At 35.2% G+C, this 14,324-nt stretch carries 10 protein-coding genes; all 10 read left to right on the top strand.

Annotated elements, in window-relative coordinates; translation table 11 throughout:
* The first annotated feature begins 149 nt into the window (after window positions 1-149).
* The 10 genes from A2W93_09400 (at window position 150) to A2W93_09445 (ending at window position 14,292) form a co-directional block, all read left to right on the top strand.
* Window positions 150-1,160: a WYL domain-containing protein gene (locus A2W93_09400; protein ID OFY54511.1), complete on the top strand. Its 1,011-nt coding sequence runs from the start codon at window positions 150-152 to the stop codon at window positions 1,158-1,160.
* 61 nt (window positions 1,161-1,221) lie between these two features.
* On the top strand, window positions 1,222-3,669 hold the full coding sequence (locus A2W93_09405) for a hypothetical protein (protein ID OFY54512.1): 2,448 nt from the start codon (window positions 1,222-1,224) through the stop codon (window positions 3,667-3,669).
* A 2-nt stretch (window positions 3,670-3,671) separates the two neighbouring features.
* Window positions 3,672-4,844: a hypothetical protein gene (locus A2W93_09410; GenBank protein OFY54513.1), complete on the top strand. Its 1,173-nt coding sequence runs from the start codon at window positions 3,672-3,674 to the stop codon at window positions 4,842-4,844.
* A gap of 21 nt (window positions 4,845-4,865) precedes the next feature.
* A complete protein-coding gene (locus tag A2W93_09415) occupies window positions 4,866-8,141 on the top strand; it encodes a type I restriction-modification system endonuclease (protein OFY54514.1) in 3,276 nt (1,091 codons plus the stop codon).
* 15 nt (window positions 8,142-8,156) lie between these two features.
* Window positions 8,157-9,554 (top strand): SAM-dependent methyltransferase, encoded by a 1,398-nt coding sequence (locus A2W93_09420; protein ID OFY54515.1) that lies wholly within the window; start codon window positions 8,157-8,159, stop codon window positions 9,552-9,554.
* Window positions 9,551-11,062 carry a hypothetical protein gene (locus tag A2W93_09425; protein OFY54516.1) on the top strand — a complete coding sequence of 504 codons (1,512 nt, stop codon included), beginning with the start codon at window positions 9,551-9,553 and terminating at the stop codon, window positions 11,060-11,062. Before A2W93_09420 ends, A2W93_09425 begins: the two co-directional genes overlap by 4 nt.
* Window positions 10,986-12,425 (top strand): hypothetical protein, encoded by a 1,440-nt coding sequence (locus tag A2W93_09430; GenBank protein ID OFY54517.1) that lies wholly within the window; start codon window positions 10,986-10,988, stop codon window positions 12,423-12,425. Before A2W93_09425 ends, A2W93_09430 begins: the two co-directional genes overlap by 77 nt.
* Before the next feature lie 18 nt (window positions 12,426-12,443).
* Complete coding sequence (locus tag A2W93_09435) at window positions 12,444-12,842, top strand: hypothetical protein (GenBank protein OFY54518.1); 399 nt, start codon at window positions 12,444-12,446, stop codon at window positions 12,840-12,842.
* 26 nt (window positions 12,843-12,868) lie between these two features.
* Entirely contained in the window at window positions 12,869-13,777 is a 909-nt protein-coding gene (locus tag A2W93_09440) for a restriction endonuclease (GenBank protein OFY54541.1), read from the top strand.
* Window positions 13,778-13,779: 2 nt separating this feature from the next.
* On the top strand, window positions 13,780-14,292 hold the full coding sequence (locus A2W93_09445; protein OFY54519.1) for a hypothetical protein: 513 nt from the start codon (window positions 13,780-13,782) through the stop codon (window positions 14,290-14,292).
* Window positions 14,293-14,324 lie beyond the last annotated feature (32 nt).

The following is a 14,324-nucleotide window of genomic DNA, read 5'->3' on the forward strand; positions in this document are numbered from 1 at the left end:
TTGTTTGAATGAGCAATGGGAAAGGCTTTGAAGTATAGAAATCATTTGTCCTACTTTTGATTTGTATTCAAATATTTGACGTTCAATTCACAATTATTTGTATTTTAGCCCAGAGAAACATTCTGATAGATTGAATTGAAGAAAATATAATGGCTACAAACAAGCATGCTACAATGAGATATTTGGCGCTGGACCGTTGCTTTAGCAACTTTGGCCGCAAGTACTTTGTTGAAGATCTTATTGTGGCTTGTAATGATGCTATTTTCGAATTTGCAGGAATTTCTGATGGAATAAAGAGGAGACAAGTTTTTGATGATATCACTTTTATGGAAAGTGATCAAGGTTGGGCCATACCTCTTGAGCGCATCAAAGAAGGCCGACGGGTCTATTATCGATACTCAGACAAATCATTTTCAATTACAAATCAAGGAATTAATCAATCTGAAGCAAAACAACTAAGCGAGACGCTATCGATTCTTTCCCGGTTTAAAGGCATGCCACAATTTGACTGGATTGATGAAATACAAATTCGCCTGGTAGACACGTTTAAATTATCAGATCATTCTAAATCAGTAGTTGCTTTCGAGCAGAATCCATTCTTGAAAGGGCTAAGCCATTTTTCGGATTTATTTAATGCCATAAAGAACCAGAAAGCTTTAGAAATCGAGTATCAAGGATTTAAACAAGATAGCCCTGTAGAACTTGTTTTTCATCCATGGTTTTTGAAAGAATTCAATGACAGATGGTTTTTATTTGGTTTAAACGATGGGTACAACTCAATCTCGAATCTGGCAATTGACAGAATAAAATCAATAAAAGAGTCGAAAAAAACATACATTGAAAACCTTGACATAGATTTTGATGATTACTTTTTTGATGTAATCGGTGTTACAGTGAAAGAAAATGCCAAAGTTGAGAAAATTAAAATCATTGTTTCTGATGAAGTCTGGCCTTATATTGAAAGCAAGCCGCTTCATGGGTCACAAAGAATTAAGCGAAAAACCCAATCGGGGGTAGAAATCGAGCTTACAGTGCAAATTAATCATGAATTAAATGCGCTTTTGTTTTCGTACATGGATGCTATTGAAGTGCTTGAACCAGAACCACTTAGGGTGTTGTTTAAAAAAAGGTCAGAAATCATTTATAATAAATACCTTTGACCTATGCGCTTGTACTGCACAGATGTATTTCACCTTTGCTTCATCAATCAAATAATTGTTTATGATGAAGAACGCTAATACCATCTCGGCCACAACTATTGAGAATATTAAGACTCGCATTTGGTCAGTATTCAATGTTTTAAGAAATGAAAACGTTGTGGCAAGAGATTATTACATCGTTTTGTTTTTTTTGTCTGTATTTAAAGATGGTATAATTTCAAAAGAAACTCTTTTTTCTGAGACAGATCTGAAAAAGATGATTTGTAAAACAATTAACGAATCTTCAAATGAGACAATAGTTAGATACAGGCCTTTATTGGATAGTTTCAAGTCAGGTATTGAAAACATGAGCGATATTGGAATTCGTGAGATTTTTCAGGTATTCCATGGACTTGATAAAAAGTGTCTTTCTGAAAATTTTCCAGATATTTTTGATAGTATACTCTATCGTATTTCACAATCTCAAGGTCGATTTGGTGGAGAGTACATACAACCAATTGAGCTTACTCGACTCATTAATGCATTGGCTGGAAACTCTGCTAAAATATTTAATCCATTTGCTGGTTTTGCATCATTTGGGGTAATTCTGAACGATAATGAAAAGTATTTCGGGCAAGAAATTGACCAACGCACATGGGCTATTGGGACACTACGAATTTTGGCTCATGAAATAGGAAATCAGGTAAAATATATCTGTGATGACTCAATAAAACATTGGCCTAAATCATTAGAAAAATTTGACCTTATTGTTGCCAATCCTCCATTTGGAATGCGTATTGGGAATTATTATCATGACATTGCAGGTAACTACAGTACAGTTGAATCATTTTTTATTGATAGAGGACTATCGTCCCTAACAAAAAGTGGAAAATTAATAGCTTTAATTCCACAAGGATTTCTTTTCCAAAGTGGACAAGCACGGCAGCTGAGAGAGCGCCTTTTAGATCAGGATCTGGTAGATGCCGTAATTTCATTTCCTGGAGGATTGCTTTATAACACAGGAATGTCATTGGCAATTTTAGTTATTAGCAAGAAAAAAGATACTCCAGGTTTTGTTCGGTTCATTGATGGTACGGCTTTCATTGAAACAAATTCCAGAAGGGAAAAACAACTCAATGATATTGCTATGATTTCGGCCATTTCTGACAACAAGAATGCAAAATTCGTTCGACACATTGAGATTGAAAAAGTTTGGGACCAGGATTATAACTTAAGTGTGTCAAGGTATTTTCGAAAGGAAATAGATGGAGTAAAACTCAGAGAGATTCTTGAGGTTGTGAGAGGCGAAAGAGCAAATATTCCAGCCACAGGAAAATTTATCCAAATTAAAAACTTGAAAGATGATAAATTCAATTTCAAGTTGGATCTTTCATCCCTAGAGGACATGGAATTAAGAAGGCCGGCTGTTCGTATGATTAATGAGTCTTGCTTGCTTCTGGCAACGCGATGGAGAACGATTAAACCAACCTATTTTGAGTATATTAATGAATCCTTATTCCTAAGTCAAGATATTCTCTCGTTCAAAATTGATGAATCAATTGTTGACCTAAAATATTTAATCAACGAATTACATGCAGACTATGTCCTGGAACAGCTTGAATTTGTGAGAACAGGGGCTATTATTCCATCATTAAGGAAAGAGGATATTCTAGATGCCGTTATTAAACTGCCATCTTTAGCAGAGCAACGAGCTAAAGTTCAAGGTCTTTTTGAGCTTTCAAATAAAATTCAAAAACTTCAGGATGAACGTGATGCTTTGGCTCACGGAAAGTTAATCAGGCAATTCAATGAATTTTCTTCTTTAAAACATACATTGGGAAGGCCTCGGCAGAATATTCTTGATTGGTCAGACAATTTGCTTGATTTTTTAAATAGGAAAAATGAAGGATTTGAATTATTAAATAAGGCATTCGCTGAATTTTATGACATTGATATCATTTCGGCGTTAAAAGAAATCAAACGAGATACAAATTTCATTACTGACGTTCTTGAAAAAGGTGAAAATGGCCTTGTTCTTTCTGAATATGAAAAGCAAACAATCTCGCTTTTAGAAATAAATAGCATTGTTGGTGAACTTTCAAATAATGGATTCATCTTTAAAATTAAAAAGTTGTTACTTAAAGGCGAAAAATTAAAAGAAAGAGGAATTTATGCGAATAGAACACTTTTTAAAATATTACTGGACAACCTCTTGACGAATGCTAATAAATATGCCTTTGACAAAAAGGCAGCAGGAAACGATGTGATTATTGAATTAACAGTGGTTGAAACTTCTCTTTTGCTTGAGATTAAAAATAACGGAAAGCCTTTCCCGAAAAACTTCGATAGGGAGAAATTCATTACCAAATATTCCACAGCTGACTCACAGAATGGTAGTGGTATAGGCGGGTATGACATTCACAGAATTGCAACAGAATTTAATAACCCAGATTGGATTTTATCATTGAACAAGGACCCATTGTTTCCTGTGATATTTATTTTTCAATTTCCAATCAAACTAATAAATTGATTATGGAAGATAAAATTTACAATATTTTGTGGATAGACGATGAACATGAAACCCTTACTGGACTGAAAGGCAGAGCAAAGCGAAACAGCATTAATTTGATGCCATTTAAATCATTGAATAATGGCATGGATGAATTGGAACGGAATTATTCATTCTATGATGGTATTTTGTTTGACGCTAAAATCTTTGAAAACGAAGATGATGTAAAAGGCACAGAAGACACCTACAACTTATTTAGAGCAACGGAGCGGATGCTTCAAATTGACAAGAAGTTTGAGGTGTTTGTTCTTACAGGCCAGTCGGAGGCTTATGAAGACAAAACCTTTAAAAAAGCTTATACCAGGGTTTACAAAAAAGGCAGTGACGAGGAAATTGACCGTTTATTTAAAGAGATTAAGCTTTCTTCTGACAAACAAGAAGACACTCAAATCCGCCATTGCTATAAACGTGTATTTGAAGTTTGTACGAAAAAATACATTGGTGAACATGCAGGGCATGATATTTTGAGCTTGTTGAAAGTCAATAACGAGGCTGATATTGACAATCACCTAAATACCATCAGAAAAATTATTGAAGACCTTTTTTTCGCATTCAATAAATTAGGCTTATTACCTGATGAATTTGTGAAGCCATTTGTTGCTTTAAATGAAAGCAGTAAGTTTTTGACAGGAAAAGGCTCAAATGAAACCTTATTTATAGAAAAGGGATATCGTCATTCACAAGAAACTCATCTTCCACCCCTAATCGCATCGTATTTGAGATGTATTTTATCTGTAACGCAAGCAGGGTCTCATAGATCAAGTATTGATTTATATTTAAAGACCATCAAAACGCCATACCTTTTCAAAAGTGTTCTTTTTCAGCTTTTAGATGTGTTGGTTTGGTTTAAAATGCATGTAGATTCTAATCCAAAAACTGAGAATTGGGTAAAAGTTGAAGCTGTTAAAGATATATGCGAGTCAACAGTTGAACTGATCCCCGGTAAAGTCATCAACATTAATTCTAAAGCGGGCTTTGCATTCTTCAAGCCTGATAATGGCTCCCCAAATGCCTATATACCAAGTGTTTTGGTTACTGAATTTTCCTTGTGTGAAAATCAACGAATTCTGACTAGGTATACTCCAAAGGGAAAGGGCTTGGAGGTAATCGAAATACAACAAGAGTCTGTGCATTAGAAATTAAATAAATTTGTAGCTATGACAAGCAGATCCGAAAATAGTTTTAACAGCAATTTTAAGTTTCTTGAAGTTGACTTTTCATTGTTAGCCAATATCGGCACTTCTGCCGAATTTTACTGTTTTTCCGATCCAGCTGTTTCACTTGCAAAATCTCGTTTGTTCGGAGAGAAACTAACAGAACTCATGTTTGAATATCATGTTCTGATGTACCCAGAAAAAAATGATTTTAGCAATCGCTTAAGAGCTCTAAAATACAAAGACATATTACCACCTACAATTACCAATCTTCTCTATACAATAAAAGATAAGGGCAACCATGCTGTTCATAACAATACCGGTACAAAAGAAGAAGCCATAACAATATTATCCTGTACATTCAAAGTGGCTAAGTGGGTTCAGGGTGTTTATGGTAAATCGAAAATTGATTTAGAAAAAATATCATTTATTGAACCAGAAAATCACGATGTGAGGCATGCTTTACAATTGCTTTCAAAAGAATTTTATAAGCTAGAAAAGGAGTTTGCAGAGTTAAAATCAAAACACGAAACGGCAAAGAAGCAGCTTAGTGATGCAGAAACGAAAAAATTAAAGGAAAAAGCTGTTTTAATTGCTTCTAAAATAGAGCTCGACGAAAGCGAAACCCGCATTATAATTGATCGCCAACTAAAAGATGCCGGCTGGGAAGTGGATACTCAGATTTTGAATTTCAAGAAAAATAAAACTCTGCCAGAAAAAGGAAAAAACCTTGCTATAGCAGAATGGCCAGTTGGCAAACTTTGGGCTGACTATGCACTGTTTTGTGGCTTAGAATTTATCGGGATAATAGAAGCCAAAAAGAAGGGCAAAGATGTTATATCCGATCTTAGTCAGGCTCAAATATACTCTAAAAACGCTGAAAACAAACACACTGCTATTTTACTTGGGAAATGGGATGATTATAACGTTCCTTTTATGTTTTCTGCAAATGGTAGACCTTATCATCCTCAGCTTGAAATAAAATCGGGGATGTGGTTTCTCGATGGCCGCAAAAGCACAAACCATCCTAAAGTTCTGCGTAATTGGTTTTCGCCAAACGATCTAAAAGCATTATTTGAAAAAGACATAGATAAAGCCAACAGTGATTTAAAGGAAGAACCATTAGATTACCTGACTGATCCAAACGGATTGGCCCTTAGGTATTACCAGTTAGATGCTATTGAAGCTGTTGAAAATGCAATTGCAAATGCAGATAAATTTGACAACAGAGCTCTCGTTGCAATGGCAACAGGCACTGGGAAAACCAGAACAATTCTTGGTTTATGTTACCGCCTACTCAAAACACATCGATTTAAAAGAATACTTTTCTTGGTTGATAGAAACATTTTGGGACGCCAGGCTTCTGACCGGTTCAAAGATGTAATTATTGAAGATTTACAGGTGTTCTCCGATATATACGATCTTAAAGATTTAGAAGAAAGAAAACCTGATGTTGATACAAAAATACATTTTGCAACTGTTCAAGGGATGGTGCAACGAATATTTAATAGCGATGATGAAACACCTTCGATAGGCTCATATGATTGCATTATTGTGGATGAAGCTCACCGAGGATATATTCTCGACCGCGAAATTGATGAAACATTGATTGATTACAAAGATCAATTAGATTTCATGAGTAAATACAAAATGGTTCTTGATTATTTTGATGCTTTCAGAATTGGCTTGACTGCTACACCAGCGCTTCATACAACTGAGATTTTTGGAAATCCGGTGTATCGTTATACATACAGGGATGCGGTTTTAGACGATTATCTAGTAGATCATGAGCCTCCGTATACAATTAAGACCGAACTTAATCAGAAAGGAATTAAATGGGTGAAAGGTGAAAGGCCCACAGTGTATGTCCGGAAAACACAATCTGTAGAAGTCCTCGACGCACTGAAGGACGAACTTGGATTCGATGTAGAAGAATTCAATAAAAAGGTCATCACCGAGCCTTTTAATAAGGCAATTCTTGGAGAACTAGTGAATCATATTGATCCTGCATCGCAGCAAAAAACGCTTATTTATGCAGCCTCAGACAATCATGCAGATATGGTTGTAGATATTTTGATAAAGGAATTTGAAAAAGGTGGAATTGAATTAGAAAATGACGCGATTTTAAAAATTACCGGATCAGTTCAAAAACCCACTCCTCAGGAGAGAGTCGATTTGTTCAGAAATGAAAGAAACCCGAACATAGTTGTAACAGTAGATTTACTTACAACAGGAGTTGATATTCCTGAAATTTGCAATCTTGTTTTTATAAGAAAAGTAAAGTCTCGCATTTTGTATGAACAGATGCTGGGTCGTGCCACACGAAAGGCGGATCATATAAACAAAGAGGTTTTTAAAATTTTTGATGCTGTTGACCTATATAGCACGCTAGAGGAATTTACGACTATGAAGCCAGTTGTAACTTCAGTAAAAACATCTCTTGAAGGACTTGTAAAAGAGGCTTTAATTATTAAGAAAAAAGATGTAGCAAAACAGGTAATTGACGAAATTATTGCTAGATTAAATCGTAGAAAAAACAGAATTAAGGATGAAAATCTCGAATCGTTCATAAAGCTTTCTGGTGGTAAAACCCCTGAACAGTTTATTAAAAGCTTGCGAAAATCTTCAACAGCTAAAGCAAAGAGTTTAATAAATAATCATATTAACCTTTTTCGCTTTCTCGATAAAATGGTTCAAGAACCTGAATTACAATTCATATCAGAACATCCAGATCAAGTTCAGGATGTGGACCGTGGTTACGGAGAAGCAAAAAAACCTGAAGACTATATTGAAAGTTTCAGGAAATTCATTACAGACAATGTTAATAAAGTTCCTGCCCTATCTGTTGTTTGCACAAAGCCTAAAGAGCTTTCAAGGCAAACACTAAGAGAGCTTAAAAGGACACTTGACTCTGCTGGGTTTACTGCAACAACCTTGAATACAGCGTGGAAAGAAGCAAGAAATGAAGATATCGCAGCTGACATCATTTCTTTTGTCCGCACCATGGCATTAGGTAGCTCATTGATCAGTCACGAGGAACGCATTAAAAAAGCTTTTCAAAAAATTCGTGGTCAGCACAAATGGTCTGTAATTCAGTTGAAGTGGTTAGACCGTTTTGAAAAACAATTATTAAAAGAAAATGTACTTACAAAAGAGGATTTCAACATGCAGCCATTCAAGGCAGATGGTGGTTTTGACAGAATAAATAAGATTTTTAACAACGAATTGGATACTGTTCTTGATATGATAAATCAGAACTTGTACCAACTTACAGCATAATTAAATTGATTTGAAATGAACACTAAAGAAATTGTTGACAAACTTTGGAATTTGTGTAATACTCTTCGTGATGATGGTATCACTTATCACCAATATGTTTCTGAACTCACCTATATTCTTTTCCTTAAAATGGCAAAAGAAACAGGTACAGAAGATAAAATTCCGGAAAAATATCGTTGGGATAAATTAGTAAAGAAGGAGGGCGTCGAATTAAAGAAATTTTATCGCCAGCTTCTACTTGATTTAGGCACCATCGGCTCTGGCAAAGTAAAACAGATTTACACAAATGCTCAGACAAATATTGATGAGCCAAAAAATCTTGAAAAAATCATCAAAAATATTGATGCACTCGACTGGTATTCAGCAAAAGAGGAAGGCTTGGGTAATCTTTACGAAGGCCTGTTGGAGAAAAATGCAAATGAAAAAAAATCAGGTGCCGGGCAGTATTTTACCCCTCGCCCCCTGATTGAAGTGATGGTAAACCTGATGGAACCAAAGCCTGGCGAGCTTTGCAACGACCCCGCTTGTGGCACTTTTGGTTTTATGGTACTAGTTGATAAATACCTCAGAGCAAAATACGATGATTATTATGCCGATGGTGTTGATGCAAATTTTCAGCGCACCAAAGCTTTGTCTGGTTGCGAACTGGTTCAGGAAACACATCGCCTGGCCTTGATGAATGCAATGCTACATGAAATTGATGGCCCCATATATTTTGCAGATACACTATCACAGGCTGGTGAAAAACTGAAAGGGTATGATCTTGTTCTTACTAATCCTCCTTTCGGCACAAAAAAAGGCGGTGAACGTCCAACTCGAAGCGACCTCACTTTTAAAACCAGCAACAAGCAATTGAATTTTTTACAGCACATCTATCGTTCACTAAAACCAAATGGCAAAGCCCGTGCAGCAGTTGTGTTGCCCGACAATGTATTGTTTCAGGATGGTGATGGCCAAAAAGTGCGTACCGACCTCCTGAACAAATGCAACCTCCATACAATTCTTCGCTTGCCTACTGGTATATTCTACGCTCAAGGTGTTAAAACCAATGTGTTGTTCTTTACGCGTGGCGAAAAAGACACAAATAACACAAAGAAAGTTTGGTATTATGACCTTCGTACCAACATGGAAAGCTTTGGTAAACGAAACCAGTTATCTGCTGAGGATTTCACCGATTTTGTGAAATTATACAAAGCCAAAGACCGTAGTAAAATAAAAGACGAACGCTGGTCTGTCTATTCTCGGGAGGATATTAAAATAAAAGGCGATAATCTGGATTTGGGCTTAATTGAAGACAATAATGTTCTAAAATCTCAGAACATTTCCTCACCTGAAGTATTGTTACAAAGCGCCTCCGAGAACTTGAAAGCTATCTTAAAAGATATTGAATTAATCGCAAAAGAATTGAAATGATGAGTGCAGATTCAAAAATAGGATGGTCAAGTATCAAACTAAATGATTTAACAACATTTGTCATTGGTGGTGATTGGGGAAAAGATGTCGAAGACGAAACAAACAATGATTTCTTTGAGGTTGGTTGTATAAGAGCAGCAGAATTAAAAAATTGGCGAATTGAGAAAGGCAAAACCGCAGCTCTCAGAAAAATCAAAGGTTCTAGCCTTGAATCAAGGGAGTTAACATCAGGAGATATTATTTTAGAAATTTCTGGCGGTGGACCTGACCAACCTGTTGGTCGCACAGTTTATATTGATGAGGAAACAATTGAACAAAGCCCGGTTCCTTTAGTTTGCACAAATTTTTTTCGCTTGCTTCGTATGACTGATTTTGTAAATATAAGATACATTCAGAATTATTTACATTTTCACTATTTATCTGGAGATATTATCAAGTATCAGGGTGGCAGCAATAATCTTAGAAACCTGAGATTTAGCGATTATAAAGAAATTAATATTCCCCTTGCCCCCAGACAAGAACAAAATAGAATTTCTCAAAAAATCGAAACCATATTTATGCATATTGATTCACTTAATTCCCGCATTGATACTATACCGCAGCTTTTAAAGCAATTCCGCCAGCAAGTACTTTCGTATGCCGTGAGTGGTAAATTGACTGAGGATTGGAGAAAAGGAAAAAAATTGAAAAATGGGTTACTTGAAATTCAGAGTAATCGGCAGAAATATTTTGATAAAATAGGTAAAGTCGGAAATTCTAAGAAGCCTAACAGTACTCCATTTAATAAGTTTGAACTTGATGAAAATTATAAATTACCAACCTCGTGGAATATTGCAAACATAAAAAATATTGCTGATTTAATCACAGATGGTGAACATGCTACCCCAAAAAGATCTTCTGAAGGATATTATTTGTTATCAGCAAGAAATATTCAAAATGGTTATATTAGTCTTGACAAGGTTGATTTTGTTCCGGAGGACGAATATCTAAGAATTAAAAAAAGATGTAATCCTGAATTTAATGATGTATTAATATCATGTTCTGGAAGTGTTGGTAGAGTTTGCACTGTCCCTATAAATTTAAAATTTGTAATGGTCAGAAGTGCAGCATTGATAAAACTTCAATCTAATCAGGATTCTGCAAAATATATTGAATTCGTTTTAAGGTCGGATCTTGTACAAAATCAGATTAAGAAGCTTCAGAAAGCTACAGCACAAGCCAATCTCTTTATCGAACCAATTGGAAAAATTGTAATACCTATCCCGTCAATTATCGAACAAAAGGAAATTGTTCGTCGTGTCGAGAATTTATTTTTTTATGCGGATGCAATAGAAGAAAAATATAAAACAGTTTTAACCTCTGTTGAACAATTACCTCATTCAATTTTAAAAAAAGCTTTTGAAGGTTCATTAGTCAAGCAAAATCCCAAGGATGAACCGGCAGAGAAGTTGGTGGAGAGGATCAAAAAAAACAATATATCTAATAGCAGCAAAAAAAATAAAAGGTAATATGGAAAACTATTTTAATCTTATCGATCAAGTTTCAATTGGCAGGAATTATAATTGGGCATCGCTGAATATCGATCTTAATTTTAACAAACAAGATATCGATCTTGAAAGTATTATTAATGGGAGCAAACAATTTGGTAATACTCAAAATGAAAGAATTTTTGTTCATGAATATGTTCACTATTTACAAAACTTTTATTGTAGTTGGGGGGGACTTGTCTTTTGCGAACTGGTACTAGCTTTAGATAAAATGGGGGCTTCAAAAGTCAATGATAATATTATTTTAAAATTACCGTTAAAAATAAAAGAAATTTCTGATGCTGAATTATGGAATTCTGGAGTTAAACACTACAATAAGTTTTATTCATTAATTGGCGATATAAAAGGCACTACTTCTTTTGAAAAAATTGGTGAATACCCAAAGGTCGTTATTAAAGAAATTTCCGAAGATGTGATAATTTTTAATAATGGCAGAATATCATTTTCTCTTAACGGACGTACAATAAGAGAACACATGGCAGAATATTCTTCGTTATTGTTTTTAAATTATACAGATGAACAAATTCATCAGGATTTAATTAATTCAAAAATACACTGCACCTCTAATGGCACCCTTGAAAAAAATCCAGAATATTGGATATTATTTGAGTTCTTCTTTACAAATAACTATAAAAACGTAGCAGAAGGACTGGTTTTATTATGTTCTACTTCATTATCTACAGCGAGCCCCAATAGGTCAATTATTAGATTTTTTAAGTTTTTAAATGACTTTAAAGAAGAATTAGGTGGGAAAGACAATTTATTAAACATCGTACATGGATTTCTTGCAACACCAACCGAAGTAATTGCTTTTTCATTTTCATTCTACGCAACTTTAAAAAATATCACTGAACAGCTTGCTCTATGTACAAAATATTTTGATCACAGTTTTTATAAATTTAATTCAATAATATTTACTCAATTAATGAATAATATTTATCATGACTTTAGTAGTAAGAAAATCTTTGACAATCCAACTCTATTAAGGGATAAAGCATTTTGGGTAGATTTATTAAATTCTACAGGAACTCCTATAATTAGATATAAAGATAAAACTCCTATTATATCTACATATAATTCTGACTTAATTGATGCATTGACATATTTCTTTGGGGTTATCAAAGTATTAGAAGATTTAACAGATAGCTCAAAATGCAATTGCCCTTTTCATTCAGAATTTAAAATTTGTAAAGCAGATTATAAAAATGATGAATTGTGTCTTCAAGAACCACTTTTAGTAGTAAATCCAGTAGATAAAGGAAAAGATTGTCTTTACCATAATGCAATTAAATTGATGGGTTTTGATAACAGAATAGAATTATAAAGTAACAGAATAATTAGCATGGCAGAAATCCCTAGAAATAACACTGGTCTCTCTGGAGAATTTTTCGTGGCTGCAGAACTCTACAGGCGTGGCTGGTCAGTGGGCATAACCATTGGCAATGCAAAAGCAGTTGATCTTTTTGCTGAAAAAGACAACAAGAGAATTGCTGTTCAGGTAAAATCAATTTACAAAAAGAAGAATGTCGGCTGGCCAATCATGAGAGATCAGGTTAGAAATGAGTGTTTCTACATTTTTGTCAATCTGAATGCAGACACAATGGCTCTTCCGGATTATTTTATTTGCACGGCTGATGAAGCGCGTAAAAAAGTAAAACAATATGTAACAAGAGGTATAATTGATTTGAACACAATAAATTCTTCAGAATTTAAAGATAATTGGGAAAAACTCGAAAAGTAAACAATGTAATTAAAAAACAACAACCAATGATACCAGACTACCAAACTGTAATGCTGCCATTTTTAAAACAACTTGCTGATGGAAAAGAGCATGGGTTCAGAGAAATAATCGAAAATCTTGCTGTGGAATTTAGTGTTACGGAAGAAGAAAGAAAAGAGTTTTTTCCAAGTGGTTCTCAAAACATTTTTGATAATCGGATTGGATGGGCAAGAACGTATCTTAAGAAAGCTAAGTTAATAGAGTCCCCAAAACGTGGGTATTCTGTAATAACTGAGGATGGACTCATGGTTTTAAAAGAAAAACCAGACAGAATTGATGTTGCATATCTTAAGAGATTTCCAGCTTTTACGGATTTCATTGGAAACAAAAAGGAAATTACTGATGAGGCCGAACAAAAATCTGAAATAGTGCAGACTCCCGAAGAATCTCTTGAAGCTTCATATCAGGAATTGAGAAAGTCACTCGCGCAAGACTTACTTCAACAAGTATTAAGCATGTCTCCGGCATTTTTTGAGCGCCTTGTTGTTGAGTTGCTCGTAAAGATGGGTTATGGCGGCTCAATAAACGATGCTGGCAGGGCAATTGGCCGCAGTGGCGATGAAGGCATTGATGGAACAATCAAAGAAGACAGGCTAGGTCTTGACATCATTTATATTCAGGCAAAACGGTGGCAAAAAGGAAATGTGGTTGGTCGCCCAGAGATTCAAAAATTTGTCGGTGCTTTGGCTGGCCAAGGTGCGAAAAAGGGGATTTTCATAACAACCTCATCTTTTACAAGAGAAGCTGTTGATTATACTCCACGAAATGAAACTAAAATAGTTTTGATTGACGGAGAAAAGCTCTCACAGTTTATGATTGATTTTGGTATTGGAGTGTCTATGGTCAACACTTATGCTGTAAAGCGAATTGATAGTGATTATTTTAGTGAAGAATAATATTGTTCAGCAAAAATTCATCATTCATGTCCACCACCCACTTCTCCCACAACCTCATCAAAGGCCGCGTTGCGGAAACGATCATTCAGGAATTGTTTCAAGCAAACGATTATAATGTGTTTAGTTATGGCATGGAGCGCACTGTGCCGGCCATCATTCATGGCATTAAGGGGCTGAACAGCGAGGTAGCTAAAGCCATCCGCAGCATGCCCGATTTTGTGATGCAAAACACCAGAAACGGAGAGTTGTTTTATGTGGAAGTGAAATACCGCGCCTGGGGCCATTTTGCGCTAAAAGATTTGATTGAAGATTATCCGTACACCAATGCACATTTCATTATTGTGACGAATCGGAGTATGTTGCATATTACCTATCAGGATTTGAAAGCCGGGAAGAAGCCGGCAGCCTTGCGCAGTGATAATCTGTTTGGGTTGAGTGCTGAGTCGCTGAAGGTTTATCGGGAGTATGTGGGGGAGTTTTTGGGGAGTGAGAGAAACTTGTCACAACAAATCTAAAATTTCAAAGCATTCAGCACGTCCCATTTTTA

It is taken from the genome of Bacteroidetes bacterium GWF2_43_63 (assembly GCA_001769275.1).
In the GTDB taxonomy this organism is placed as follows: domain Bacteria; phylum Bacteroidota; class Bacteroidia; order Bacteroidales; family DTU049; genus GWF2-43-63.

Bases quoted from the DNA above. Each gene is read 5' to 3' on its own strand.
- A2W93_09400 (OFY54511.1), top strand. From the start codon at position 150: ATGGCTACAAACAAGCATGCTACAATGAGATATTTGGCGCTGGACCGT.
- A2W93_09405 (OFY54512.1), top strand. From the start codon at position 1,222: ATGATGAAGAACGCTAATACCATCTCGGCCACAACTATTGAGAATATT.
- A2W93_09410 (OFY54513.1), top strand. From the start codon at position 3,672: ATGGAAGATAAAATTTACAATATTTTGTGGATAGACGATGAACATGAA.
- A2W93_09415 (OFY54514.1), top strand. From the start codon at position 4,866: ATGACAAGCAGATCCGAAAATAGTTTTAACAGCAATTTTAAGTTTCTT.
- A2W93_09420 (OFY54515.1), top strand. From the start codon at position 8,157: ATGAACACTAAAGAAATTGTTGACAAACTTTGGAATTTGTGTAATACT.
- A2W93_09425 (OFY54516.1), top strand. From the start codon at position 9,551: ATGATGAGTGCAGATTCAAAAATAGGATGGTCAAGTATCAAACTAAAT.
- A2W93_09430 (OFY54517.1), top strand. From the start codon at position 10,986: ATGAACCGGCAGAGAAGTTGGTGGAGAGGATCAAAAAAAACAATATAT.
- A2W93_09435 (OFY54518.1), top strand. From the start codon at position 12,444: ATGGCAGAAATCCCTAGAAATAACACTGGTCTCTCTGGAGAATTTTTC.
- A2W93_09440 (OFY54541.1), top strand. From the start codon at position 12,869: ATGATACCAGACTACCAAACTGTAATGCTGCCATTTTTAAAACAACTT.